The 24487-nt window shown below is 67.8% G+C and carries 29 protein-coding genes and 1 tRNA gene; 15 read left to right on the top strand and 15 right to left on the bottom strand.

All coding sequences use genetic code 11. From position 1 onward, the window contains the following. Window position 1: 1 nt before the first annotated feature. On the top strand, window positions 2-337 hold the full coding sequence (locus GON01_RS07965; protein WP_157026840.1) for a hypothetical protein: 336 nt from the start codon (window positions 2-4) through the stop codon (window positions 335-337). Window positions 338-470: 133 nt separating this feature from the next. Further along, window positions 471-1418 carry an acetyl-CoA carboxylase carboxyltransferase subunit alpha gene (locus GON01_RS07970; RefSeq protein WP_157026841.1) on the top strand — a complete coding sequence of 316 codons (948 nt, stop codon included), beginning with the start codon at window positions 471-473 and terminating at the stop codon, window positions 1416-1418. A 191-nt stretch (window positions 1419-1609) separates the two neighbouring features. Here GON01_RS07970 and GON01_RS07975 read toward each other — a convergent pair whose 3' ends face one another. The 3 genes from GON01_RS07975 to GON01_RS07985 all read right to left on the bottom strand — a co-directional run bounded on the left by GON01_RS07975 (window position 1610) and on the right by GON01_RS07985 (window position 2267). Continuing rightward, on the bottom strand, window positions 1610-1774 hold the full coding sequence (locus tag GON01_RS07975; protein ID WP_157026842.1) for a Flp family type IVb pilin: 165 nt from the start codon (window positions 1772-1774) through the stop codon (window positions 1610-1612). A 134-nt stretch (window positions 1775-1908) separates the two neighbouring features. Continuing rightward, window positions 1909-2094 carry a Flp family type IVb pilin gene (locus tag GON01_RS07980; RefSeq protein WP_157026843.1) on the bottom strand — a complete coding sequence of 62 codons (186 nt, stop codon included), beginning with the start codon at window positions 2092-2094 and terminating at the stop codon, window positions 1909-1911. Beyond that, window positions 2094-2267: a Flp family type IVb pilin gene (locus GON01_RS07985; RefSeq protein WP_408640909.1), complete on the bottom strand. Its 174-nt coding sequence runs from the start codon at window positions 2265-2267 to the stop codon at window positions 2094-2096. The genes GON01_RS07980 and GON01_RS07985 overlap by 1 nt, the downstream gene beginning before the upstream one ends. Window positions 2268-2328: 61 nt before the next feature. On the opposite strand from GON01_RS07985, the gene GON01_RS07990 reads away from it, so the two are divergent. Continuing rightward, entirely contained in the window at window positions 2329-2751 is a 423-nt protein-coding gene (locus GON01_RS07990) for a (deoxy)nucleoside triphosphate pyrophosphohydrolase (protein WP_157026845.1), read from the top strand. On the opposite strand, the gene GON01_RS07995 is transcribed toward GON01_RS07990, so the two are convergent. Continuing rightward, window positions 2731-3579 (bottom strand): class I SAM-dependent methyltransferase, encoded by an 849-nt coding sequence (locus tag GON01_RS07995; RefSeq protein ID WP_157026846.1) that lies wholly within the window; start codon window positions 3577-3579, stop codon window positions 2731-2733. The genes GON01_RS07990 and GON01_RS07995 overlap by 21 nt on opposite strands. A 43-nt stretch (window positions 3580-3622) precedes the next feature. On the opposite strand from GON01_RS07995, the gene GON01_RS08000 reads away from it, so the two are divergent. From GON01_RS08000 to GON01_RS08030, 7 genes are all read left to right on the top strand, one after another. Then, complete coding sequence (locus GON01_RS08000; protein WP_181600116.1) at window positions 3623-4387, top strand: ComF family protein; 765 nt, start codon at window positions 3623-3625, stop codon at window positions 4385-4387. Window positions 4388-4399: 12 nt separating this feature from the next. Next, complete coding sequence (gene grxC / locus GON01_RS08005) at window positions 4400-4660, top strand: glutaredoxin 3 (protein WP_157026847.1); 261 nt, start codon at window positions 4400-4402, stop codon at window positions 4658-4660. Window positions 4661-4667: 7 nt separating this feature from the next. Then, window positions 4668-5492: a carbon-nitrogen hydrolase family protein gene (locus GON01_RS08010; protein WP_157026848.1), complete on the top strand. Its 825-nt coding sequence runs from the start codon at window positions 4668-4670 to the stop codon at window positions 5490-5492. After that, window positions 5489-5938 (top strand): DUF1178 family protein, encoded by a 450-nt coding sequence (locus GON01_RS08015; RefSeq protein ID WP_181600117.1) that lies wholly within the window; start codon window positions 5489-5491, stop codon window positions 5936-5938. The genes GON01_RS08010 and GON01_RS08015 overlap by 4 nt, the downstream gene beginning before the upstream one ends. Before the next feature lie 99 nt (window positions 5939-6037). After that, window positions 6038-8497, top strand: coding sequence for a TonB-dependent receptor (locus GON01_RS08020; protein ID WP_157026849.1), 2460 nt, complete (start codon window positions 6038-6040; stop codon window positions 8495-8497). Window positions 8498-8533: 36 nt separating this feature from the next. After that, window positions 8534-8610, top strand: a tRNA-Arg gene (locus GON01_RS08025). A 35-nt stretch (window positions 8611-8645) separates the two neighbouring features. Next, window positions 8646-9365 (top strand): SURF1 family protein, encoded by a 720-nt coding sequence (locus GON01_RS08030; protein WP_157026850.1) that lies wholly within the window; start codon window positions 8646-8648, stop codon window positions 9363-9365. Here the strand turns inward: GON01_RS08030 and cyoD are convergent. The 9 genes from cyoD to GON01_RS08075 all read right to left on the bottom strand — a co-directional run bounded on the left by cyoD (window position 9362) and on the right by GON01_RS08075 (window position 18593). After that, window positions 9362-9775: a cytochrome o ubiquinol oxidase subunit IV gene (cyoD, locus tag GON01_RS08035; RefSeq protein ID WP_157026851.1), complete on the bottom strand. Its 414-nt coding sequence runs from the start codon at window positions 9773-9775 to the stop codon at window positions 9362-9364. The two genes, GON01_RS08030 and cyoD, sit on opposite strands and share 4 nt — an antisense overlap. Beyond that, window positions 9772-10467, bottom strand: coding sequence for a cytochrome c oxidase subunit 3 (locus GON01_RS08040; protein WP_309503616.1), 696 nt, complete (start codon window positions 10465-10467; stop codon window positions 9772-9774). The genes cyoD and GON01_RS08040 overlap by 4 nt, the downstream gene beginning before the upstream one ends. Next, window positions 10464-12479, bottom strand: a complete 2016-nt coding sequence (locus GON01_RS08045) for a cbb3-type cytochrome c oxidase subunit I (RefSeq protein ID WP_157026852.1) — start codon at window positions 12477-12479, stop codon at window positions 10464-10466. The genes GON01_RS08040 and GON01_RS08045 overlap by 4 nt, the downstream gene beginning before the upstream one ends. 3 nt (window positions 12480-12482) lie before the next feature. Then, a complete protein-coding gene (cyoA, locus tag GON01_RS08050) occupies window positions 12483-13364 on the bottom strand; it encodes a ubiquinol oxidase subunit II (protein WP_232328731.1) in 882 nt (293 codons plus the stop codon). A gap of 132 nt (window positions 13365-13496) precedes the next feature. Continuing rightward, on the bottom strand, window positions 13497-13961 hold the full coding sequence (locus GON01_RS08055) for a DUF2269 family protein (RefSeq protein ID WP_181600118.1): 465 nt from the start codon (window positions 13959-13961) through the stop codon (window positions 13497-13499). Then, window positions 13961-15226 (bottom strand): NAD(P)H-binding protein, encoded by a 1266-nt coding sequence (locus GON01_RS08060; RefSeq protein ID WP_157026854.1) that lies wholly within the window; start codon window positions 15224-15226, stop codon window positions 13961-13963. Before GON01_RS08060 ends, GON01_RS08055 begins: the two co-directional genes overlap by 1 nt. Continuing rightward, a complete protein-coding gene (locus tag GON01_RS08065; protein WP_157026855.1) occupies window positions 15227-16159 on the bottom strand; it encodes an ornithine cyclodeaminase family protein in 933 nt (310 codons plus the stop codon). Then, on the bottom strand, window positions 16156-17268 hold the full coding sequence (locus tag GON01_RS08070) for a dipeptidase (protein ID WP_181600119.1): 1113 nt from the start codon (window positions 17266-17268) through the stop codon (window positions 16156-16158). The genes GON01_RS08065 and GON01_RS08070 overlap by 4 nt, the downstream gene beginning before the upstream one ends. Then, on the bottom strand, window positions 17268-18593 hold the full coding sequence (locus GON01_RS08075) for an amidohydrolase family protein (protein WP_157026857.1): 1326 nt from the start codon (window positions 18591-18593) through the stop codon (window positions 17268-17270). Before GON01_RS08075 ends, GON01_RS08070 begins: the two co-directional genes overlap by 1 nt. 170 nt (window positions 18594-18763) lie before the next feature. On the opposite strand from GON01_RS08075, the gene GON01_RS08080 reads away from it, so the two are divergent. Genes GON01_RS08080 through GON01_RS08100 form a run of 5 tightly spaced genes read left to right on the top strand, consistent with a single transcriptional unit; the run spans window position 18764 to window position 21149 of the window. After that, window positions 18764-19063, top strand: coding sequence for an AtpZ/AtpI family protein (locus tag GON01_RS08080; RefSeq protein WP_157026858.1), 300 nt, complete (start codon window positions 18764-18766; stop codon window positions 19061-19063). A 12-nt stretch (window positions 19064-19075) separates the two neighbouring features. After that, complete coding sequence (locus GON01_RS08085; protein WP_309503619.1) at window positions 19076-19834, top strand: F0F1 ATP synthase subunit A; 759 nt, start codon at window positions 19076-19078, stop codon at window positions 19832-19834. 25 nt (window positions 19835-19859) lie between these two features. Then, a complete protein-coding gene (locus GON01_RS08090) occupies window positions 19860-20087 on the top strand; it encodes an ATP synthase subunit c family protein (protein ID WP_046348191.1) in 228 nt (75 codons plus the stop codon). A gap of 25 nt (window positions 20088-20112) precedes the next feature. Next, the gene (locus GON01_RS08095) at window positions 20113-20604 is read left to right on the top strand and encodes a F0F1 ATP synthase subunit B family protein (protein ID WP_157026859.1); all 492 of its coding nucleotides are present in this window, start codon (window positions 20113-20115) and stop codon (window positions 20602-20604) included. A 5-nt stretch (window positions 20605-20609) separates the two neighbouring features. After that, the gene (locus tag GON01_RS08100) at window positions 20610-21149 is read left to right on the top strand and encodes a F0F1 ATP synthase subunit B family protein (protein ID WP_157026860.1); all 540 of its coding nucleotides are present in this window, start codon (window positions 20610-20612) and stop codon (window positions 21147-21149) included. Window positions 21150-21285: 136 nt separating this feature from the next. Here the strand turns inward: GON01_RS08100 and GON01_RS08105 are convergent, their stop codons facing one another. Together GON01_RS08105 and GON01_RS08110 are read right to left on the bottom strand one after the other, a co-directional pair. Then, a complete protein-coding gene (locus GON01_RS08105; protein ID WP_181600120.1) occupies window positions 21286-22647 on the bottom strand; it encodes a phosphomannomutase/phosphoglucomutase in 1362 nt (453 codons plus the stop codon). Between the two features lie 71 nt (window positions 22648-22718). After that, a complete protein-coding gene (locus tag GON01_RS08110) occupies window positions 22719-24362 on the bottom strand; it encodes a M28 family metallopeptidase (protein ID WP_309503621.1) in 1644 nt (547 codons plus the stop codon). Window positions 24363-24487: the final 125 nt, after the last annotated feature.

Below are 24487 nucleotides of genomic sequence, written 5' to 3' on the forward strand. Positions count from 1 at the left end.
AATGGTCGATCGCTTCTGGACTTTTGCCATCGCGCTTGCTTTGCTGTCGGGCTGTTCGGATCAGCAAAGGATAGGTGAGGCGCAATCGCGCATCGCGAAATTGGAGGGGCCGTCTCCAGAGTTTCGGGATGTGCGCATATCGCGCGATGGTTCGGCCGTCTGCGGCGAAGTTCGCTCGATAGCGCCGTCCGGCAGTCTGGGAAGCTTCCGTCGTTTCCACGTTGGCGAACAAATCGCCGAGGTTGAGCCATATCCGCCATTTGCACCCCGGGAATCTGGCCGACCGCTAACTCCCTTCGACTACTTTCAAATGCGGGATGAGGTCTGTCGCGATTGATGCGAGGGTTCGGTCCTATGTCCGAAAACCACCCCTTTTGGATATAGGCTTCGCCTATCTCCGCGGCACAAGCCGAAGGGATAGCCCGCCCGACATTGCGTTGGGGCGCGCAAGCGCTTAACCGCCGCCCCCGATGATCAGCTTTCTCGATTTCGAAAAACCGATCGCCGAACTCGAGGCGCGGGTGGCGGAACTGCGCGAGACGGCGGCGGGGGGCGCGGTCGATATCGATGCGGAGATCGGCCGCCTCCAGGGCAAGGCCGACAAATTGCTGCGCGACACCTATGCGCGGCTCACGCCGTGGCAGAAGACGCAAGTCGCGCGGCATCCGGCGCGGCCGCATTTCAAGGATTATGTCGCGCGGCTGGTCGATGATTTCATGCCGCTGGCTGGCGACCGCGCCTTTGCCGACGACCAGGCCATCATCGGCGGGTTCGGGCGGATGGGCCGCCGCAAGGTGATGGTGATCGGCCATGAGAAAGGCGACGACACCGCCAGCCGGCTGAAGCACAATTTCGGCATGGGCAAGCCGGAGGGCTATCGCAAGGCCATACGGCTGATGCAGATGGCCGACCGTTTCGGGCTGCCGGTGGTGACGCTGGTCGACACGTCGGGCGCCTTTCCGGGCGTGCAGGCGGAGGAGCGCGGCCAAGCCGAAGCGATCGCGCGATCGACCGAGCAGTGCCTCGCGCTGGGGGTGCCGATGGTCGCGGCGGTGGTGGGCGAGGGCGGCTCCGGCGGCGCGATCGCGCTGGCGGCGGCCAATCGCGTGCTGATGTTCGAGCACGCCGTCTATTCGGTGATTTCGCCCGAAGGCTGCGCCTCGATCCTGTGGCGCACCGCCGATCAGGCGCCAGCCGCGGCGGAGGCGATGAAGATCACTGCACAGGACCTGCAGGCGCTCGGCATCATCGACCGGATCGTGGCGGAGCCGGTGGGCGGCGCGCACCGCGATGCCGACGCGGCGATCGACGCGCTGGGGAAGGCGATGGGCGAGGCGCTTGACGAGTTGGCGCCGCTCGACCGCGATGCGCTGCGCGCGGACCGTCGCGCGAAGTTCCTGAAGATGGGCACGCTTTAGAGCCGCAAAGAGCTAATCGCTCGTCCCGAGCGAAGTCGAGGGGCGCTGCTCCGAGCCGGCGCCCCTCGACTTCGCGCTGCGCGCTCCGCTCGGGACGAGCGATAAATGCGCTTTGAGGGCCGTGCGGGACATACGAAAACGGGCGGCGAGTCGCCTCGCCGCCCGTCGTTCGTTGGCAGTAAGCTTTGGGCTTACTGGACCATGCTGCCGGCGACGTTGTTGAACGTCTTGCCGACCTTCGAACCCAGGTTCGACATGGCGGTGATGGCGGCAACGGCGATCAGCGCGGCGATCAGGCCGTACTCGATCGCGGTCGCGCCCTTGTTGTTGCGGAAAATCTTGCGCAGAATCTGCATGTTCGGTCTCCCTGGCCAGTAATTCCCCGTTGACCCGACTGGCCGGCCGAAGATCAACGCATACTCTGCTAGTGCCGGCCGGGTTGCGAAAAACTAAATGGTCATAGCCTTACGCGCGTTAACCAAGCCGCCCGTCAGATTACCTTGCGATTCGTCGAGCTGTTGTGGAACGCGGCGCCGAGATCGACGCCGAGGCCGGTCATCGCAGTGAGAGCCGCAACCGCGGCCAGCGCCGCGATCAGCCCGAGCTCGACTGCCGATGCGCCATGGCTTGACCGCCCCAGCCTGTTCACGAACAAGGCCAGGCGGCGCGGGCGCATCAGTGTGCCAGCACGTTTTCGGAAATGCCGTTCCACATGCTGATCGTGGTATCGGCGAGCGCACCCATCGCGCCCAGGCAGGCGATGCAGATCAGGGCCAGGATCAGCCCGTATTCGATCGCAGTCGCGCCGTCGGTCTTGCGGAGCAATTTGCGGAGGAATTGGATGATCACGCCGGTCCCCGGTGGGTGCAAAGTGGTCGAGAACCTGCACGACGGAGGTTAAGGAACGTTTATGGCGCCCGATTACCCGATCCTCCTTGTCGTCGCGGCGGCACTGATCGATGGCGAGGGACGAGTGCTGCTGCAGCAGCGCGCGCCGCATCGCTCGATGCCCGGGCTTTGGGAGTTTCCGGGCGGCAAGGTCGAAAGCGGCGAGACGCCCGAGGCCGCGCTTGCCCGCGAGCTGGAGGAGGAACTGGGCGTCGGGGTCGCGCCCGGTGCGATGACGCCGGTCGCTTTCGCCAGCGACACGCTCGACGAGCGCCACCTGGTGCTGCTGCTCTACATGGCCCGCGAATGGGCGGGCGAGCCGCACCCGCTCGACGCCAGCGCGATCCGCTGGGTCGACATCGAGGACATGAAGGGGCTGCCGATGCCGCCTGCGGACGTGCCGCTGGTGGCGGCGTTGGAGTGGCTAATCCCGCTTCGGGCGTAGTGCATCCGCCAGCGACGCGGTGCCGCTGCCGCGACGGGCCGGCCGAGGCTGGTCGGGTGCCGGGGCCCAGCCGAGCAGGTGGACGATCTCGATCGTCTCCGCGACCTTCCCGTCCGGATCGGCCGCCGCCTGGAACAGCCCAGCGGCGCGCGCGAGCGCCGAGCGGGTGAGCGGCGGCGCGGCGTCGGCGAGCAGGCTGGCCGAGGCTGACCCGCGCAGGTCCGCGAGCAGCGCGAACAGGGAGCCGTAGCGCACCGCCAACCGCTCCCCATCGGCGACCGGCAAGGCGAAACCGGCGCGGGCGAGCAGGTCGCCGGCCGAGCGCACGTCGATCTGCGGATGGAGACGGGCGACGGCGCGGTCCTCGGCGCCGAGCAATGCGGCGCGTAACCGCGGCAGGCTGCCGGCGCCCACGAAGGCGCCGAGGAACAGCCCGTCCGGCTTCAGCACGCGCCGGATCAGCGTAAGCGCGCCCGGCAAATCATTGACCTGGTCGAGTCCGCCGCAGGCGACGATCAGGTCGAAGCTGCCATCGGCGAAAGGCAGCTGGTCCTCGTCGCACTGCACGCCGGCGCCCGCGCGCGCGAAGCGGAAGCCGGCGTCCGCGGCGACTGACTCGATCCCGCGGGCGGCGAGCGCCCGTCCCACGCGCCCGTCCAGGCAGCCGAGATCGAGCGCGCGCGTGAACTGGCGCTGGACCGAGTCGAGCCGGTCGAGCAGCTCCGCAGCCATTCGCGCGTGGAGAAAATCATGCGAGGCGAAGCCGGTTGCGGCGCGGTCGCGGCGGAGCCGCCGGCGCCGGCGATCGAAGATCTGGGGAGCGCTCATCGGGGGCGCTTGTGCAGAAGCGCGCGACGCGGAACAAGGGGACGTGACCTCGATCGCCGCACCGATCCGCGCCGTTGTCGATTTCGCGCTGCCGCCGCGCTGCCCCGCCTGCGGCGCGATCGTGTCGGCCGACGGATCGTTCTGCGAGCCGTGCTGGTCGAAGCTCGACTTCCTCGCCGGACCCGCCTGCGCGGGTTGCGGCGTGCCGTTCGAGCTGGACCGGGGCGAGGAAGCGCTGTGCGCCGCCTGCCTGGCCGAGCCGCCGCCGCACGACGGCGTGCGGGCTGCCGTCGCTTACGGCCCCGCCGCCCGCGCAGTGGTGCTGAAGCTGAAACATGGCGGCCGGATCGGCATGGCGCGCGTGATCGGGCGCCATCTCGTGCGGTTGGCGCTCGCTGAGCCGGAAGCTTTGCTGGTGCCGGTGCCGCTCCATCGCTGGCGCATCTGGCGGCGCGGCTTCAACCAGTCGGCGCTGCTGGCGCGCGAAGTGGCGCGGCGAACGGGGCTTGAGCTGCGCACCGACCTTATCGAGCGGCGCAAGCGCACGCCGATGCTGGGCGGGCTGGGGCGGGCGGCACGCGCGCGCGCCTTGCGCGGCGCCTTCGCGATCCCATCTGAAAAGCGGCCGGTGCTCAAAAGCCGGACGGTGCTGCTGGTCGACGATGTCTATACCAGCGGCGCGACCGCGGGCGCCTGCGCCAAGGCCCTGAAGCGGGCCGGCGCCGCGCGAGTGGTGGTGCTGTGCTGGGCGCGCGTGCTGCAGGACGGTGTTGACGATCCGCCGGGCTTGGGCGACGGATCGGATTGAGGAGGCGAGGCGTTGGCCAAGGTCGAGATCTACACCAAATTCGGATGCCCCTATTGCGTGCGCGCGAAGCGGCTGCTGGACGGCAAGGGCGCCGCCTACGAGGAATATGACATCACCATGGGCGGCCCGAAGCGCGCCGAGATGATCCAGCGCGCGAACGGCCGCATCACCGTGCCGCAGGTGTTCATCGACGGGCATCATGTCGGCGGCTCCGACGATCTCGCCGCGCTCGACGCCCGCGGCGGGCTCGATCCCTTGCTGAAGGCCGCCTGAGCGGACCATGCGCGCTGCCATTCTCCAGATGCAGTCGGGCATCGACCCGGCCGCCAACACGCGCACCCTCGTCGACGCGATCGGCGCGGCGAAGGCGGGCGGGGCGGACATGCTGTTCACGCCCGAAATGTCGAACCTGCTGGACCGCGACCGCGCGCGCTCCGAAGCGCATCTGCACGCCGACGCCGAAGACCCGACGCTCGCCGCAGTGCGGGACGCCGCGCGCGAGGCAGGACTGTGGGTTCATCTCGGCTCGCTGGCGCTTCGCGGCGAAAGCGGGCAGCGGCTGAACCGCGGCTTCCTGATCGATGCCGAGGGTGCGATCCGCGCTACCTACGACAAGATTCACCTGTTCGACGTCGATCTCCCCACCGGCGAGAGCTGGCGCGAATCGGCGGTCTATGCGCGCGGAGACCGGGCGGTCGCGGCCGAGACGCCATGGGGCCGCCTTGGTCTCAGCATCTGCTATGACCTGCGCTTTCCCGACCTGTACCGGGCACTGACCGGGGCGGGCGCCGCGATCCTGGCGGTTCCGGCCGCGTTCACCGTGCCGACCGGCCGCGCGCACTGGCACGTGCTGCTGCGTGCCCGCGCGATCGAGGCCGGCGTGTTCGTCATCGCCGCGGCGCAGGCCGGCCGGCATCAGGATGGGCGCGAGACCTTCGGCCATTCGCTGGTCATCGGGCCCTGGGGCGACGTGCTGCTCGACATGGGCGAAGCGCCGGGTCTTGGCTTTGCCGATCTCGATCTCGCGCAGGTGCAGGCGGTGCGGGCGCGGGTGCCGGCGATCGAGCATCGCCGCGATATCCCGCCGGTCGAGGTGGCGCCGTGATCGTCTTCGACCTGAAATGCGGCCGCGAACACGTGTTCGAGGCGTGGTTCGGCTCCAGCGCCGATTATGAGGACCAGCGCGGGCGCGGCTTGATCCAATGCCCGATGTGCGGCGATGGCGATGTGGGCAAGGCTGTCATGGCGCCGCGACTGGGCGGGAAGGCGGCCGACGAGCCGGACACGCCGGTGCCGGTCGCCAACGCCCCCGCGCCCGAAATGAAGGCGCTGATGGCGAAGATGGCTGAGGTGCAGTCGAAGATGCTGCAGGATTCGGAATGGGTCGGCCGCCGCTTCGCCGACGAGGCTCGCGCCATTCACCATGGCGAAACCGGATATCGTACCATCCATGGCCAGGCGACGCGCGCCGAAGCGGCGGCGTTGAAGGAGGAAGGCGTGGGGGTGATGCCGCTGCCCTTCCCGGTCGTGCCGCCCGACCAGACGCACTAGCCGCACGCGCAACCCGATGGTGCGCCATGGGTTGAAATGCCCGGTTCAGCTACCGCACGGCAAAGGCTGCGGCGCGTAACGAAAAAAAGGACAAAAATAATGATCGGTCGCGTTGCCTTGCTGTCGGCCCTGCTGGCCGGTGCCGCGGTGCCGGCCCTGGCGCAGGAGATGGGCGCGCCGGCGCCGGCGCGGCAGGCGACGCAGGCTGCACCCGCCGCCTCCGCACCGGTGCCCGACGAGATGATGGGCGACGAGGAGGACATCGTCGTCACCGGCCAGCGCGAGCGCGGCGCGGTGATCGGCGACATCCCGGCCGAAGTGCAGCTGAGCCCGGCCGAAATCCGCTCCTACGGGGTCAATTCCGTCGCCGAGCTGCTGACCGAACTGGCGCCGCAGATCAGCACCAACCAGGGCCGCGACCGCGGCGCGTCCGTGGTGCTGCTCAACGGGCTGAAGATATCCGGCTTCAGCGAGATCCGCGACCTGCCGACCGAAGCTATCCAGCGCGTCGATATCCTGCCCGAGGAAGTCGCGCTCAAATACGGCTACAAGGCCGAGCAGAAGGTTGTGAACATCGTGCTGCGGCGCCGCTTCCGCGCCACCACGGTGGAGCTGAGCGACCGGCTCGCGACCGGCGGCGGCGCGAACAACCCGGAGATCGAGGCCAATCTGCTGAGGATCACGCCCGACGGGCGTTTCAGCCTCAACGGCGAATATGAGCGCAACAACCAGCTGCTCGAAAGCCGGCGTGACATCCTGGCCGGCACCGGCCTCGACCAGCGCCCGTTCCGGACGCTGATGCCATCATCGGACGAAGCATCGCTGAACGCCGTCTATGCGCGCGGCATCGCCGAAGGCGTGTCGGCCACGATCAACGGGCGCATCGAGCGCGACGACAGCCGCGCGCTGCTGGGGCTTTCGGCCGACGGCAACGGGCCGCTGATCACGCAGAACAATGATTCGCTGAACACCAGGCTGGCGACGACGATCAACGGCGCGATCTCCGGCTGGCAATGGACCTTCACCGGTGCCTTCGACCGCACGGAAACGGACACCAAGACCAGCGTCACCGCCGACACCGCACATTCGACCGCGAGCATGGTGGGCGGCGACTTCACGATCAACGGCCAGCCGCTGACGCTGCCGGCGGGGCCGGTGTCGGCGACGCTGCGGCTCAACTCGTCGACCAGCGACTTTTCCAGCCGCAGCACGCGCGGCGGCACGTTCCGCAGCGGCGACGTGCACCGCGACATCGGCGGCGGCCAGGTCAATGTCGACCTTCCCGTCGCCAGCCGCAACCGCGATGTGCTCGGCTTTCTCGGCAAACTGTCGCTGAACGGCAATTTCGAGGCGGAGCGGCTGAGCGACTTCGGCACGCTCTATACCTATGGGTTCGGCACCACCTGGTCCCCGTTCAAGGCGCTCGACGTGGTTGCGTCCTGGTCGGACGAGGATGGCCCGCCCAGCGCGCAGCAACTCGGCAATCCGGTGATCGTGACGCCGGGCGTCCGGGTGTTCGACCTGGTGCGCGGCGAATCAGCGATCGTCACACAGATCACCGGCGGCAATCCCAACCTGCTGGCTGACAACCGGCGGGTGATGAAGATCGGCATGACGCTGAGGCCGTTCGGCGAAACCGATCTGCGGCTGACCGCCAACTATACGCGCGCGCGGACGCGCAACGCGATCGAGTCGCTGTCCTCACCGACCGCGGCGATCGAGGCGGCGTTTCCCGACAGCTTCATGCGGAAAGACGGCAATCTGGTCGCGATCGACGCGCGACCGGTCAATTTCTTCCGGGAGCGCAGCGACCAGCTGCGCTGGGGAGTCAATTTCTCGAAACGGATCAAGGACAGCACCGCCGAGCAATTCCGGGCGCTGGCGGCGGCAGGCCGGCTGCCATTTCCGGGGCGCGGGCAGGGCGGGCAGGGCGGGCAGGGCGCACAGGGAGGCGGGAGCGCCGGCCCGGGCGGGCAACAGCCGGGCGCCGGCGGCAGGCGCTTCGGCGGGGGCGGTGGCGGCTTCGGCGGCGGGCGGCTGCAGTTCGCGCTCTACCACACCTGGCATTTCAAGGATGACGTGCTGGTGCGGCCCGGCGGGCCGTTCATCGACCTGCTGGAGGGCGGCTCGACCGGCCGCGGCGGCGGCCAGCCGCGCCACGAGATCGAGGCGCAGGCCGGCATCACGCGCAACGGGCTCGGCGCGCGCCTGAGCGCCAACTGGCAGAGCGGGACCACCGTTCTGGGGGCGAGCGGATCGCCTGCCGACGATCTCCGCTTCGGATCGCTGGCGACGGTCAATTTCCGCCTGTTCGCGAATCTGGGCGGCATGCCGAAAGTGATCGCGGACCATCCGTGGCTGCGCGGTTCCCGTGTGACGGTGTCGATCAACAACCTGTTCAACGAGCGGCAGCGGGTGCGCGACGCGACCGGCGCGACCCCGGTCAACTACCAGCCCGACCTGCTCGACCCGCTGGGCCGCACGATCCGGATCAGCTTCCGCAAGCTCTTCTATTCGATCCCGCAGCGCGTGGCGCCCCGGCCGGGAGACGATGATTGACCCGGCGAGCGGCGAAGGGCAGGAGTCGGCCCGCGTGCGCCCGTAGCTCAGCAGGATAGAGCATCAGATTCCTAATCTGAGGGCCGTGGGTTCGAATCCCGCCGGGCGCACCATCTTGCCCGCTCTTGGCAGAGGTCCGCAGTCGGCGATGATCGATGAAGCTCTTCCGGTACAGCGGCAGCCAAAACGCTTATGGGTTGCCGCGCTGCTGGTCGCCGGTGCGCTGGCGTTCGTGGCGCTCGGCGTGTGGCAGATCGAGCGGAGGGGCGAGAAGCTGGCGCTGATCGCGGCGGTCGACGCGCGCGTCCATGCGGCGCCCGTTGCGGCGCCGGGACGGGCGGAATGGCCGCCGATCAGCTTCAAGGCGGACGCCTATCGCCATGTCCAGGCGCGCGGCGTGTTCCTCCATGACCGCGAGACGCTGGTGCAGGCGGCAACCGCACGCGGTCCCGGCTATTGGGTGATGACGCCGCTGCGGACGGTCGCCGGCTGGACGGTGCTGGTCAATCGCGGCTTCGTACCCGCCGACGATCGCAACCATGCCGCGGACGAGCCGGGCGGCACGGTGACAGTGGCCGGCCTCCTGCGGATCAGCGAGCCCGGCGGCGCTTTCCTGCGGTCCAACGATCCCGCGCACGATCGCTGGTATTCGCGCGACGTGGCCGCCATCGGCCGGGCGCGGCAGCTTGCCGGGCTCGCGCCATACTTCATCGATGCGGAGGCGGGACCGACGCGAGCGGGGCAGCCGGTCGGCGGGATGACGGTTGTGTCGTTCCCCAACAACCACCTGCAATATGCTTTCACCTGGTTGGCGCTGGCGGCGCTTGCCGGGTTGGGGGCCGTCCGGGCGTGGCGCGTCCGCCGCTAGCGCTGCATCTCGATCATCTGGTCCATCGGCATCATGTTGGCGTTCAGATGGTTCATGATCCAGACCGAGCCGGCCACGATCAGGAACACGACTAGGATGCCGAAGGCGAGCGCCAGCACGTTGTTGGTATTGTCCGGGCCCGTCGTGATGTGGAGGAAGAAGACGAGGTGGACGCCCATCTGCGCCACCGCAAGCACGAGCAGGGCGATCGGAATCGACGGTCCGTAGATCAGGTTCGTGTTGGCGAGCACGAACGCCCCGGCCGTCAGGATTACCGAGAAGCCGAGGCCGAGGTTCGAGTTGGCAATCCAGTGGCCGGCATCCTCCGCCGGCTCGTCGCCGGGCGCGTGGTCTTCGCGATCATCCAAAGCGCCGGTGTAGCGGTGGGGATCGAATTCGAGCTCGCTCATATGACGGCTCCCATCAGATAGACGATCGTGAAGATGCCGATCCAGACGATGTCCAGCGCGTGCCAGAACAGGTTGAAGCAGATCAGCCGGTGCACGATTTCGGGGCGGAAGCCCTTTACCTGGACCTGGGCCATCATCGTCAGCAGCCACAGGCCAGCGATGGTGACGTGCAGGCCGTGCAGGCCGACCAGGCCGTAGAAGGAGGTCAGGAAGCCGCTGCGCTGCGGAATCATGCCATGGCTCGCGAGCTCGATGAATTCCTGCAGCTCCATGCCGACAAAGGCGAGGCCCAGCAGCCCGGTGATCAGCAGGAAGGTCTGGGTCCAGAACAGGTTGCGGGCGTTGGTCGCGGCGAACGAGAGGCCGCAGGTATAGCTGGACAGCAGCAGCGCGCCGGTTTCGAGCGCGACGCGCGGCATCTCGACCAAGTCGCGCATGCCCGGACCGCCGGCCGTCGCATTCCGCTGCACCGCGAACGCCGCGAAGAAGCAGGCGAACATCACGATGTCGCTGAGCAGGAAAATCCAGAAGCCGTAGCCGACGATGATCCGCTTGCTGGCCGGGCCGGTGGTGCCCTGGCCGGTCCCCTCGACCGGCTCGCCGGCGTGATGGTCACGGTGGCCGAGCCGGTAAGGGTCTTCGCGGACGCGCCGGATCGTTTCGCGCGTGGCGGGAAGGGAAGTGTCGGTCACGCCAGCGCCCCCTGGTCGGCAATGCGTTCCATCAACGCCTGGCGCGCGGCACGGCGGGCGCGGTCGACCCGCGCGACTTCCTCGGCCGGCACATGGAATTCGTGCACGTCGCGCCACGCGAAGACGACGAAGCCGATAAAGGCGCCGAGCAGGCCAAGGCCCGCCAGCCACCAGATGTGCCAGATCAGCGCGAAGCCGGTCACGCTGGCGAAGACCGCGGTGTAGAAGCCCACCGGGCTGCTCAGCGGCATCTCGATCGGCTCATATCTGGGTTCGGGCCCGAGGCGCTGGGATTCGATCGCGCGCACCTTGATCCCCCAATAGGCCTCCTCGCCCTCGACGTTCGGCATCGTGGCGAAATTGAAGAAGGGCGCGGGCGACGGGGTCGCCCATTCCAGCGAACGCCCGTCCCACGGATCGCCGGTCACGTCGCGCAGCTTCTCGCGGTCGCGGATAGAGACCACCAGCATGACCACCTGCGAAATGACGCCCAGGATCAGCACGCCGATGCCGACGACGGACAGGTCGAGCATCGGCTTCCATTCGTCGATATTCACGTGCTGGAGCCGCCGGGTCATGCCCTGAAGACCGAGCACGTAGAGCGGCGCGAAGGTGATCCAGAAGCCGAAAAAGGCGAACCAGAAGGCGGCCTTGCCCCAGCCTTCGTGCAGGCGGAAGCCGAACGCCTTGGGGAACCAGAAGTCGAGGCCGGCGAACAGCGCGAACACCACGCCGCCCACGATCACGTTGTGGAAATGGGCGACCAGGAACATCGAGTTGTGGACCAGGAAGTCCGCTGGCGGCACCGCCAGCAGCACGCCGGTGAGGCCGCCCATGATAAAGGTGAAGATGAAGCCCATCGACCAGAGCATCGGCACGGCGAACCGGACGCGGCCACCGTACATGGTGAAGATCCAGTTGTAGATCTTCACGCCGGTGCCGACCGCGATCACGCTGCTGGCGATGCCGAAGAAGGTGTTGACCGCAGGCCCCGCGCCCATCGTGAAGAAATGGTGCAGCCACACCATCATGGACACGACGCAGATGAACAGGGTGGCCGCGACCATCGATCGGTAGCCGAACAGCGGCTTGCCGGAAAAGGTCGAGAAGATTTCCGAGAAGATGCCGAAGGCGGGCAGCACCAGGATATAGACCTCGGGATGGCCCCAGGCCCAGATCAGGTTCATGAACATCATCGGGTTACCGCCCGCGTCGTTCGTGAAATAGTGCCAGCCGAACACCCGGTCGAGGCTCAGCATCGCGAGCGTCGCGGTCAGGATCGGGAACACCGCGACGATCAGCAGGCTGGACGACAAAGTGGTCCAGCAGAACATCGGCATGCGCAGCAGGCTCATGCCCGGGCAGCGCATCTTCAGCACCGTGGTGACGAAGTTAATGCCCGTCATCAGCGTGCCTATGCCGGCGATCTGCACTGCCCAGAGGTAATAGTCGACGCCGACGCCCGGCGAGTACGTCGCTTCGCTGAGCGGCGGATAAGGGAGCCAGCCGGTGCGCGCGAACTCGCCGATGAACAGCGAGACGTTGACCAGCAGCGCGCCCGATGCGGTCAGCCAGAAGCTGACCGAGTTCAGCGTCGGAAAGGCGACGTCGCGCACGCCCAGCTGAAGCGGCGTCAGGAAGTTCATGAAGCCGATCACCAGCGGCATCGCGCCGAAGAAGATCATGATCGTGCCGTGGGCGGAGAAGATCTGGTTGTAGTGCTCGGGGTTGAGATAGCCCTGAGCGCCTCCGACCGCGGCGGCCTGCTGCGTGCGCATCATGATCGCGTCGGCAAAGCCGCGGATCAGCATCACGACGCCGAGAATGCAGTACATGATCCCGATCCGTTTGTGATCGACGCTGGTGATCCATTCGGTCCAGAGATATGGCCACCAGCCCTTCACGGTGATCAGGGCCAGGATGCCCAGCATGACGAGGATCACCACGATCGAGGTGATCAGCGCGATCGGTTCGTGAACCGGAATCGCCGACCAGCTGAGCTTACCGAACATCGATCAGTGCCTCCCTCCGGTCGAGACTTCCCGGCCCGCATGCTCCGGCGTCGGCGGCTCGGGGCCGGGCCCCGGCGCGATCTTCTGGCTCGAAATGGCGTCGAACAGTCGCGGATCGACCGCGCGGAACGTGAGGGCGCGCACATTCTCGCTCTGCTGCGCCAGCTGCGTGTAAGTCGCGAGGTTCAGGACCGGGCCGGCGCTGCGAACGCCCTGGAGCCAGGCCGCGAATTGCGCCGGCGGCACGCTCTTCACCTCGAACTGCATGTCGGAAAAGCCGTCGCCGCTGAAATGGGCGGAGATGCCGAACAGGTCGGCTGGCCGGTCCGCCTGCAGGTGAAGCTGGGAAACCATCCCGGGCATCGCATAAATCATCGAGCCGAGCCGCGGCACGAAGAAGACGTTGAACACGCTTGCCGAGGTGATCGAGAAATGGACCGGCACGCCGGCCGGGACCACGAACTCATTGACGGTGGCGATGCCTTGCTGCGGATAGATGAACAGCCATTTCCAGTCGAGGGAGACCACCTGCACCTCGAGCGGCGGCACCGTGGTCGACAGCGGCCGGAACGGATCGAGCCGGTACGATCCGATCCAGATCACCCCGCCCAGGAACATGATCGTCAGGATCGGGATCGACCAGACGACGGCCTCGATGCGGCCGGAATAAGACCAATAGGGGAGATATTCCGCCTTCGGGTTGGATGCGCGGTATCGCCAGGCGACCCAGAAGGCGAGCACGATCGTCGGGATCACGATCGCGAGCATGATAATCGTCGCGTCGATCAGAATCTTGCTGGCGTCGGCGCCCACCGGGCCCACCGGGTCCAGAATCCCTCCGGAACAGGCCGAAGTGGCAAGCGCAAGGCCGGCACCCAGGAACAACCTTCGCGAAAGTCGCGCCCTGGCCTGCAAGTTCGGGGAAGGACACATGCGCATAGGCCCCCCTGCTTCCGGCAATCGCGTGCCTAACTCTGCGCGCAAAGCCAAAGTTCCGCACGCAGTTCGATTCCGGCGCTATGGCCGCGCAATCATCAGCCAAAACACGGCCGCCAAACCGAGAAAGGCTGGCCAGCCGAGCAGGAACCACAGGCGCATGGTACGATCATAATCGCGCCCGAGCCGCTCCTGCGCCGCGTGCGCCGCCTGGGCGAGGCGCTGCGCGCGAATCTGCAAGCCAACGACCGGGAACCAGCAAGCGAATGCCAGCGCATAAAGGCCGTAGGTCGCCAGCAGCCAGGGTTCGGCCAGCGAATAGCCTGTCAGGCGGGCAAGGATCAGTCCGCTGGCCGGCTGCACGACGCCGCTGGTACCCGTGAAAATCCAATCGGCCCTGACGACCATCCGGCCAATGGCCGCAATTGTCGCTGGGTCGCGGGTGCGATGCGCCGACCAAAAATACCAAGCCGTACCCGCGCCGAAGCCGAACAGCACGGTCGAGCTGATCACATGGACCCATTTGACGAGCAAATAGAGCTCCATCAGCGCTGCACCGCCACCGCGCCGCGCATGAGGATCAACACGATGATCGGCAGGTTCTTCAGCAGCGGCCCGAGAGGGTCGAACCACAGATGCGGCTGGGCCAGCCCGATCACGACAGTGTAACCGAGGACAACGACCAGTTGGACGGCCGTGGACCAGCGAGCGGTGCGATCGGCCGCCAGCAGGGCCGCGACGGACAGGTCGAGCAGGCTGCCGCCGAGCTGGAGCGGGCGCACACAGGTTTCGGGCAAACCCAAGCCCTGCACAACGGCGCGCGTTTCGGCGTCCCCAAATGCCAAGCCCAGAACCGCCGATGCGATCCACATCGCCAGCAGCACCGCGGTGGCAAGCGGCGCGAGGAAGAAAAGGCGGGCGTGCCAGCGATCCTGCACGTGCGACGGCCGGTCGCGTAGCGCCTCGTTGATGCTGCGCGGGGTAAAGCCGATCGCGGCGGCGAAGGCGGCACCGTCTCCGCCGTTGCCCGCGATCATCTGACGGACGCTGTTGGTGGCGATCGGCCCGGCGCCGAAAAGATCTCCCAGCCTGCCGAAAAGCCGCATCGCGGCCATCGGGATCGTCAGGATACGGGGGGTGCCGAAGCCGAGCCAGCGCCGATAGCGGACAAGCAGGTCGCGCAGGCTGAGCGTTTGGGGGCCGGCGGGCTCCAGCGTCTGCCCGGAAAAGCCGTTGTCTTCGCAGATTAACCGGACCGCGCGTGCGAGGTCGTCGGCGTGGATGGGCGAGAAGGCGAAGCTGCCGTCGCCGGGAACGGGAATGAACCAGGGGAGGCCCGCCATGCCGCGTATCAGCGAGGTGCCGCCATAGCTGCCATCGCCATAGACGAGCGACGGCCGCAGGATCGTCCAATCCAGGCCGGAACGCATCAGCTCCGCTTCGCCGCGCAGCTTCGTGCGGGAATAGTCGGTGTCCACCTCCGACCGTGCGCTGATCGCGGAAATCAGCACCACGCGTTTCACGCCCGCATCCGCACATGCGGAATAGAGGGCGCGGGGCGCGTCGACATGCACGGTTTCCATTTCCGGTCCGCGCAGCACGCCCGCGGCGTTGATCACGACGTCCACTCCGGCCAGATGTGGATGCCACGAGGCGGGGTCGGTCGCCTCGGCGAGATTAATCGCGACGCGCCGATCACCGGAGCCGTCCGGCCGCCGAACGACGGCCACCACATCATGGCCGCGGCGCAGCAGCTCCGCCCTGATGGTGCGGCCGATGAATCCACCGGCGCCTAGCAGCAGGATGCGCATTCAGCCGCCGAAGCCATCGAGAAGGAAGCTCGCGCAGGCGAGGTCCTGGACGATCGAGCCCAGCGACTTGTAGATCGTCACGTCGGCCGGGCCGAGGCGGCCGGCACTGGCACCGGCGAAGACGGTGCCGATTTCGGAAAGCACATGCGCGTCGGTGACGAGACCGGCCGCGCGGGCGCGGAGGAACTCGGCGCCCTGGGCGAGCACGCCCTCGCGGTGATCGGGGATGAAGCGGGCGCGGGCGACGAGCGCGCTGTCGATCTCGACCGGACCGGCGCGGCTGGAGCCGACCAGGTTGATGTGGGTCCCGTCGGCAACGTCGCTGGAGTGGAGCACCGGTTCGGCCGCGGCCGTGGTCGTGCAGACGATCGCGGCGTCGGCGACGGCTTTCGCGGCCGAGGCGGCGACCGTGGTAGCGATGCCGAGCCCGCCTTCAATCCTGCGGGCGAGCGCCTGAGCCTTGTCCGGCGCGCGGCCCCAGAGGCGGACCGTGTCGATCGGACGGACCAGCGGCACGGCGAGGGCGTGTTGCCAGGCCTGCTCGCCGGTGCCGAGGATCGCGAGCGTGTGGGCGTCGGGCAGCGCCAGCGCGTCGGTCGCGGCGGCGGAGGCGCAGGCGGTGCGAATCGCGGTGACTTCGCCGGCGTCGATCACCGCGGCAGGGGCGCCACTGGCTTCGTCGAACAGCACGATCACGCCTTGATGCGAATGCTCCTCGAGCGGGAAGACGCTGACCAGCTTGGCGCCGAAGCCGGCGCCCTCGAGCGCGCCCGGCATCACTCCGAAGGCGTTGCCGCCGTCGAGGTCGATGATGCCACGGAGGAGCTGCTTCGACTTGCCGGTCGCGAGCGCGATCATCGCTTCGCGCATCAAGGCGATGCAGGTGAGATGATCGAGGCGGCGGCGGACCTCCGCCCGGTCGAGGACGATCATGCGCCCCAGATCTCGGTCGCGAAGCGCAGGAAATTGAGGCCGAGAATCTTGTCGATCTGGCGCGGGCTGTAGCCGCGCGCGCCCAGCAGAGCAGCGAGCTTGCGGAACTGGTCGGGCCCGCGCAGGTCGACGAGGAAGGGATAGGTGTTCGGCCCTTCGCCTGGCGCCGCGACGCCGGCCGCGCGCCGCTCCGCGTTCTCCTTCGCAAGCGCGGCGGCGTATTTCTGCAGGTCGTCGATCTGGGTGACCGAGCCGTCGGTGCCGATGCCGACATGATCCTCGCCGCAGACCTGCACCGCATGATCGATGTGCCGGACCACGTCGGCGGCGTGGGCGTGGCCGGCGGGATCAAGGAAGGGCATGAAGTAGATGCCGACAAACCCGCCGCGCGAGGCGACCAGCCGCAGCTCCTCGTCGGTCTTATTGCGCGGCAGGTCGACGAGCGCGCGGCAGCCGGTGTGGTTGATCGAGATCGGCGCCTTCGACGCGCGGGCGGCGTCGAGGCAGGTCCGGGTGCCGCTGTGCGACAGATCGACCATCAGATGCTTTTCATTTAGGCGGGCGACGACTTCGCGGCCGAAGGGCGTCAGGCCGGGATTGCCCGGCGCCATCGATCCGCCGCCGAGCTGGTTCAGGGGATTGTAGGTGAGCTGGAAGATGCGCACCCCCATGTCCGCGAACAGATCGACGCGAGTGGCGTCGCTGCCCATCATCGCGCCGTTCTGGAAGCCGTAGATGATGCCGATCCTGCCTTGATCCTTCGCGCGGCGGATGTCGCCCGCGGTGAAGACCTTCAGCAGATCGTTCGGATGGGCGCGGAGGAAGGCGTCGTATTCGGCGACGCTGCGCACGCTCTGTTCGAACGGATCGCCGGGGCCGGCGACATAGCCGAGCGTGGTGTTGACCGCGGTCAGGCCGGAGGCGTGCGCTTCGGCAAGCACGCGCGGCGTGAAGGGATCGCCATCGCCGTCGGTGTTAGGGTCGCCGAGGCCGCCCAGCGCATTGACGACGATCTTGCCGGCGAGCGGATCGGCCGGGGCGAGCTCCGCGAGAGCCGGCGCGGCCGCGGCGACCGCCGCCAGCGCGAGGAAGCTGCGGCGATTGTGCATCAGTGCTCCTTCGGCCTGAAGTCGGCGCGCGGATATTCGCGACCGCGCTTCACGGTCATGGCGATGCTGCGGATATTCTCGATGGCGGACAGCGGGTCTTCGGTCAGCACGACGAAGTCGGCCAGCTTTCCGGCCTGGACGGTGCCGGTCTGCTGCGCGCGGCCCATCGCGAGAGCGCCGTTCAGCGTCGCCGCGCGGATCGCCTGGAGCGGCGGCATGCCGGCCTGGTGGACGAGGAAGAAAATCTCGTCATGCACGGCGGGCCAGGGAAAGTCCGGCGGACCGCCGTTATCGGTGCCGGCGGAAATGGTGACGCCGGCGCGATACGCCTGCGCGGTCAACCGCGCGGTCGTCTTGCCGGTGCAGCGAAGCGGCGCGCGCTCCGGATGCTTCGCCCGCTCTGATTCCATGCGGACGAACAGAGCTCCAGTCGCGTCGAGGACAATGCCGCGCCGCTGCATCTCCGCGAACAGCTTGGCCATTGCCGGGTCCTCCCCCTTCGCGGCAAGCAGGTTTTCGTGGACCGGCGTGTGGTCTTCATAGTTCGCCAGCATCACCGGCTCGACTTGATATGCGAGATAGCACACATGGCTGATCGCGTCGGGGCCGGCGGCGAGCACGTCGGCGGGCCGGGTCGGGAAGATCGCGGAATGGGTCCAGACCAGCAGCCCCTGCCGATGCGCCTCCGCCGCGATCGCGGCGACGAGGGCGGGGGGCAGGTCTGCATAGATCTTGATCGCGTCGGCGCCGGTGCCTTTGGCGCGAGAGACGGCGAGCGGCAGGTCGGTGCGCGAATCGATCGCCTGCATCCAGGGCGCGGTGCCCGGCGCAAAGCCGCGGCTGGCGGCGGCGACGCGCGGATCGGCAAAGAAGGACGGGCCCGCCATCAGCGCCGCGAAGGCGATGTCGGGCGCCTCGATCTCGCCCTGCTCGGCCTCGCGCGCTAGATCCGCGATCGCGCGCAGGTCGTCAGCCATGTCGCGCACGCCGGTGACGCCGCCGTAGAGGTTGCGGCGCAGCTCGGCGAGCGCCGCGGCGCGGTCGGGCGGCGTCGCGAGATGAACATGGCTGTCGATCAGGCCCGGGATCATGTAGTGGCCGGCAAGGTCGACCGTGCGCGCGCCTTCCGCCTTCACTCGGCCGTGAGGCCCGATCGACGCGATCCAGTCGCCGCGGACCAGCACGTCGATGTGGGCACGCGGCGGGGCGCCGGTGCCGTCGATCAGCGTCACGTCACTGTAGAGGACGGGCGTGGGCGGCTGGGCGACGCACGGTGCCGCCGGCAGCAAGAGGGCGAGCGCGGCGGCAAGAATGGAACGGGGCATGCCCCCTTGCTAACCGGCGCGCGGATTTTCGCAAACCTCGCCCGTATCGACACCGGTTGACACCCCCCGTGTCCTTGCCTAATCGGGCGCCGCGCTGGCGGGGACGCCGGCTTGAGCCGTCGCCGCGACCCCGAGTCGGGCGACGTTTTCTTATTTCTCAAGGTGCTTGCTTGGCGGACGATCGCAACAACGACGAGCTTGACCGGCGCATCGCCAAGGCGAAGGCGACGGCCCATCGCGGCGTGACCGACGCCGAGGGCCGCGCCGAAAGCCGCGGCTGGGCGATCGGCATCGAATTCGTCGGATCGGTGCTGGTCGGCGCCTTTGCCGGCTATCTGCTGGACCGCTGGCTGGACACGACTCCCTGGCTGATGATCGTGCTCCTGATCCTGGGCTTCGCGGCCGGCCTGAGGCGGGCGATCAAGACGTCGAACCAGTTCGACGCCGATCCGACCAACGATCAGAAGTAGGACGACGAAGACGTGGCCGCTGGCAACAACCCGATGGAGCAGTTCGCGATCCGCGTGATCCACCCGTTCGAAGCGGGCGGATACGACGTATCGTTCACCAACTCATCGCTGTGGATGCTGATCGCGCTGGGCGTGATCGCCGCTTTCCTGTTCGTCGGCACCGCCCGCCCGCAGCTGGTGCCGGGCCGGATGCAGGCGGCTGTCGAATATATGTACGATTTCGTCCGCGGCATGATCGACGACAACGTCGGTCCCGAGGGCAAGCGGTTCACGCCGCTGATCTTTTCCGTCTTCATCTTCGTTCTGATCCTGAACCTGCTGGGCCTAGTCCCGTGGGTGCACGCATTCACGCCGACCAGCCATGTCGCGGTGACGCTGGCGCTGGCGTCGATCGTGTTCCTGATCGTGTGCATCGTCGGGTTCCTGCGCCACGGGCTGCATTTCCTGACGCTATTCTGGCCCAAGGGCGTGAACCCGTTCCTGGCCCTGTTCATCATGCCGATCGAAGTGATCAGCTTCCTGGTGCGGCCGTTCACGCTGGCGATCCGGCTGTTCGCGAACATGACCGCGGGCCATGTGCTGCTGAACGTGTTCGGCACCTTCGTCGTGGCGCTCGGCTCGTTCGGGGCGCTGCCCTATGTGTTCGGCGTGGTGCCGCTGGCAGTCAACGTGGCGCTGACCGCGCTCGAGCTGCTGATCGCGGTGATCCAGGCCTATGTGTTCGCTCTCCTCGCGTCGATCTACCTGAACGACGCGGTCAATCTCCACTAAAGTCAGACAGGAAAAGGAAATCATCATGGATCCAGCAGCAGCGAAGCTGATCGGCGCCGGCCTTGCGGCGATGGGTGCGGGCCTTGCCGCCATCGGCGTGGGCTTCATCTTCGGCAGCTATGTGCAGGGTGCGTTCCGCAACCCCGAGGCCGACGGACGCGTTTCCGGTCGTCTGTTCCTCGGCTTCGCGGTGGTCGAGGCGCTCGGCCTGATCGCGGCCGTCGTCTCGCTCTACCTCGCGTTCGCGGGCTGACACCGACTCTCAAGCGAGCCGCCCGATGCCTCAATTCGAAGTCGTCAATTTCGCGCCCCAGTTCGTCTGGCTCGTGATCACGTTCGCGATCCTGTACTTCGGGATCGTGCAGCTCACCGTGCCCAAGATCGGGCGGGTGATCGGCGAACGCGAGCAGACGATGTCGGGTGACATCGAGTCCGCCGAAGCCGCCAAGGCCGAAGCGGACAGGATCGAAGGCGACTACGCAGCGAGCGTCGCAGCGGCGCGCGAGCAGGCGCGCGAGGCCCTGAACGCCGCGCGCGGCCGTGCGACCAAGGCGATGGAGCAGCGGCTTGCCGCGGCCAATGCCGAGGTCGAGAGCAAGCAGAGCGCAGCCCAGGCCCAGCTCGACGCCGCCCGCACCAAAGCGCTCGCCGAGATCGAGGCCGTCGCTGCCGAAGCCGCCGCCGATATCGTCGAGCGGCTGACCGGGGCACGGCCTGATTCCGGCAAGGCGGTGCAAGCCGTCCAGTCGGTCGCGCTGGCGGCGGAGTGACGACGATGGCGGAAAACACTGTCGCCCTGACCGAGGTCCAGCACCACGAGCCGATCCTGCTCGGCTTTACGGCTGAAGGTTGGGTTTATTGGGGCCTGACCATCTTCCTGTTGCTGGCGATCTTCGTCGGCAAGGCGCCGAAGCGGATCGCGGAAGCGCTCGATGCCCGCATCGCGGAGACGCGGCGCCAGCTGGATGAAGCAAAGGCGATCCGTGCCGAGGCGGAAGCGCTGCTCGCCAAGGCCAAGGCGCAGCAGGCGGCCAGCGCCGGCGATGCCGAAGCCATTCTCGCGCACGCCAGGCAGGAAGCGGACGACCTGATCGCAGAGGCCGAAAAGACCGCGACCGAGCTGACCGCCCGCCGCGCCCGGATGGCCGAGGACAAGATCGCTGCCGCCGAGCGCAGCGCGATCGCGGAGGTGCGCGCCCGCGCTGCCGAGGCGGCAACCGGGGCCGCCGCGCGGCTGATTGCCGAGCAGCACGACGTCAAGGCCGACAAGGCGCTTGTCGACCGCACGATCGCCGGGCTGAACCGGGTCCATTAAGTCGGGTGTGCTGAGCCAGGCTGGGCATCGATGCGTTTCCGTCACTCCGGCCTTAAACTGGGTTCCCGCTGCCTTTGCGCGGAAAGAAGAAACGGGATCCCGGCTCAAGGCTGGGATGACGATGGGATATTCGTCATCAGCATGAGCTTCTGGGCTCTAGCCCAGCCTTTGCGAGCCGGCCGAACAGGTCGGCTCGTAGCGTTTCCAGCCTGCTCTTATCCCACGCCTCGATCCGCGCGGTGAGCTTCGGCTCGGTGCCCGAGGCGCGGAGCAGCCACCAGCCTTCCGGGCGTGTGACGCGCAGGCCGTCGGTGCGGTCGATCGGCCCGTCGATCCCCGCTGCCACCGCGGCCAGTATCTCCTGCTTCCGAGCATCGGGACAAGGCAGGCGCAGTTCCGGCGTCGCGACGGTGCGCGGCAGGGTCGCGCGAAAACCCGGGAGGTCGATCCTGCCGAGCGCGGCGAGCAGCCGCATCGCGACGTGGAGTGCGTCATCGGTGCCGGTCCATTGGTCGGCGAAGAAGATATGGCCGCTCATCTCGCCGGCCATCGGCGCACCTTCGCGCAGCATCGCCTGGCGGATCAGCACATAGCCGGAGGGCGCCATCACCGGCCGGCCGCCGGCCGCCGCGATGCCGTCGAACAGCACGCGCGAGGACTTCACATCGGCGACGATCGACGCGCCGGGCTGGGAGCGCAGCAGATCCTGGCCAAGCAGCAGGACCAACTGGTCGGGCCAGAGGATTTCGCCCTGGGCGTCGACCACGCCGATGCGGTCGCCGTCGCCATCGAAGGCGATGCCGAGATCGAGCCGCTTCTCGCAGACCAGCGCCTGCAATTGGGCGAGATTTCCGGGGACGGACGGGTCCGGATGGTGGGCCGGGAAATGGCCGTCGATCGCGCCGTTGATGATCCGGTGCTCGCCTGGAAGCCGCTCTACCAATCGGGCGAGAACGTCGCCGGCGGCCCCATTGCCCGGGTCCCAGCCGATGCGGAGCGCCGGCGCGGCGTCGCTCGCCGCCACCAGGCGTTCGACATAGTCGTGGAAGACGGGAGCGTTTCGGACGATGCCGCCCGCCCTTTCCTCGCCGCGCCGCCTGACCAGGTCGGCGAGCGCCTCGCCGAACACCGGTTCCTTGCCCAGCAGCAGCTTGAAGCCGTTCTGATCGGGCGGGTTGTGCGACCCCGTGATCATGATGCCCCCGTCCAGGTCACGGCTGTGCACCGCGTGGTAGAGCATGCCGGTCGGGCCGAGGCCGATCCGTTCGACCTGCGCGCCGCCCGCGACGAGGCGGTCGACCAGCGCCGATTCCAGCGCGGCGGACGAAAGGCGGCCGTCATAGCCGACCGCGACGCGGCGTCGGCCCTGCAGCGCGGCGGCGTAGGAGAGGCCGAGCGCGCGGGCATCGGCGTCGGTAAGATCGGTGCCGACCTCGCCCCTCAGGTCGTAGCTGCGGACCAACCGCGGGTTGACGAGAGGGGCGTCGCGGGCGCTCACTCGGCGGGAACGCGAGCTGGGCGCAGAGGTTGCGATCTTGCCCTCTCCCCCGAAGGGGAGAGGGTTGTTCGTTACTTCCGCTCCGCTGCGGTCTTGTCGCGGGCGGCGCGGAATTCACTGTCCATGCTCCAGTTCGGCCATTCGCGGCTATTCGCGAGGTTCTGCCCGAGCGTGTAGAGCAAGCCGAGATCGTTCTGCATGCCGGTCAGGTCCCAATCCGGGCTCCATTCGTCGGCCGGCTGATGGTAGCGATCCTTGACATATGCTTTACCCAGCGCCTCGCCGCGCGCGATGCCGCCGTTGACGAGGTCATTGCCGCCGTCGAACGAGATCGCCGGCACGCCGCGCTTCGCGAACGGGAAATGGTCCGAGCGGTAGAAGCCGCCGGCTTCCGGATGCGGGTCCGGCGCGTAGGAGCGGTCTTCCGCGGCGGCCAATTTGGTCAGGTCGTCGAGCAGACCGAGCTTCGCGCTGCCGGAGATGGTGAAGTTCTTCGTCGCGCCCGCGATCGAACCGCCGTCCATGTTGATCACGCCGACCGTCTTGCCGAGCGGGAAGAGCGGGTTGGCCGCGTAATATTCCGAGCCGAGCAGGCCCTTTTCCTCGGCGGTGACGGCCAGGAACAGCACCGAGCGCTCCGACTTCGGCCCCTTGGCGAAAGCGCGCGCAAGCTCCAACAGCTGGGCGGTGCCGGTCGCGTTGTCGACGGCGCCGTTGTAGATGCGGTCACCCTTCGCGTCGGGCTCGCCAACGCCCAGATGGTCCCAATGGGCGCTGTACACGACAGCCTCGTCGGGGTGGGACGAGCCCTTCACCATGCCGGCGACGTTGTGCGAGGTGATCACTTCGGAATTCACGTCGTAATCGGCCGAGAAGCTGGCCTTCAGCGGCACCGGCCTGAAGCCGCGGCTCTGCGCCTTCTTCTTCTCCGCCTCGAAATCGAGCCCGGACGCCTTGAAGATCGCGATCGCCTCGTCGCGCTGGATCCAGGCCTCGGCCGGCGTGTGCTCCGCCTTCGGGCCCTTGCGGACGACGTCGAACATCGCGTTGGTGTTGGAGTTCTTGACCGTGTTCCAGCCATAGGAGGCGGGATCCGTCTCGTGGACGATCAGGACGCCGGCGGCGCCGCGGCGCGCGGCTTCCTCGTACTTGTATGTCCAGCGGCCGTAATAGGTCATCGCCTTGCCGCCGAAATCGCCCTGGCCGGTCTCGAAGTCCGGATCGTTGACGAGCACGACGAGCATCTTGCCCTTGACGTCCACGCCCTTGAAATCGTCCCATTTCCGCTCGGGCGCGTCGACGCCGTAGCCGACGAAGACGAGCGGGGCGTTGTCGATCGTCACGTGTGCCTGGCCGGTCAGCGGCGCGCGCATCGCGATCTGCTCGCCCTGGGTCAACGGCATGGCCTTGCCGTCGAGCGTGAGCACCATCCTGGGCGCGGAATCCTTGATCGAGGCGCGCAGCAGCGGGACCTTCTGGTACCAGGTCCGCTTGCCGGCCTCGGTGTCGCCGGCCGGCTGCAGCCCCGCCGCCTGCATCTGCCGGGCGAGATAGGCGATCGTCTTGTCCTCGCCGGGGGTGGCGGGGCCGCGGCCTTCGAACGCGTCGGAGGAAAGCGTGCGGATGTCCTGCGTCAGCCGATCGGTGCTGAACTGGGGCGCCTGGGCGATCGCGGCAGTGGACAGGAGAGCGAGGACAAGCAGCGTCTTTTTCACTTGGCTTCCTTGGACTGGAGGGGAGGACGTCATGCCGTGCGAAACCCTGCAGTTCAACTCGCGTGCTGAACCAGGCGTGAAGCCATGCGAATCCAGAATGTTACGCTTGCGTTCCTTATCGATGC

This window comes from Sphingomonas horti (assembly GCF_009753715.1).
In the GTDB taxonomy this organism is placed as follows: domain Bacteria; phylum Pseudomonadota; class Alphaproteobacteria; order Sphingomonadales; family Sphingomonadaceae; genus Sphingomonas_B; species Sphingomonas_B horti.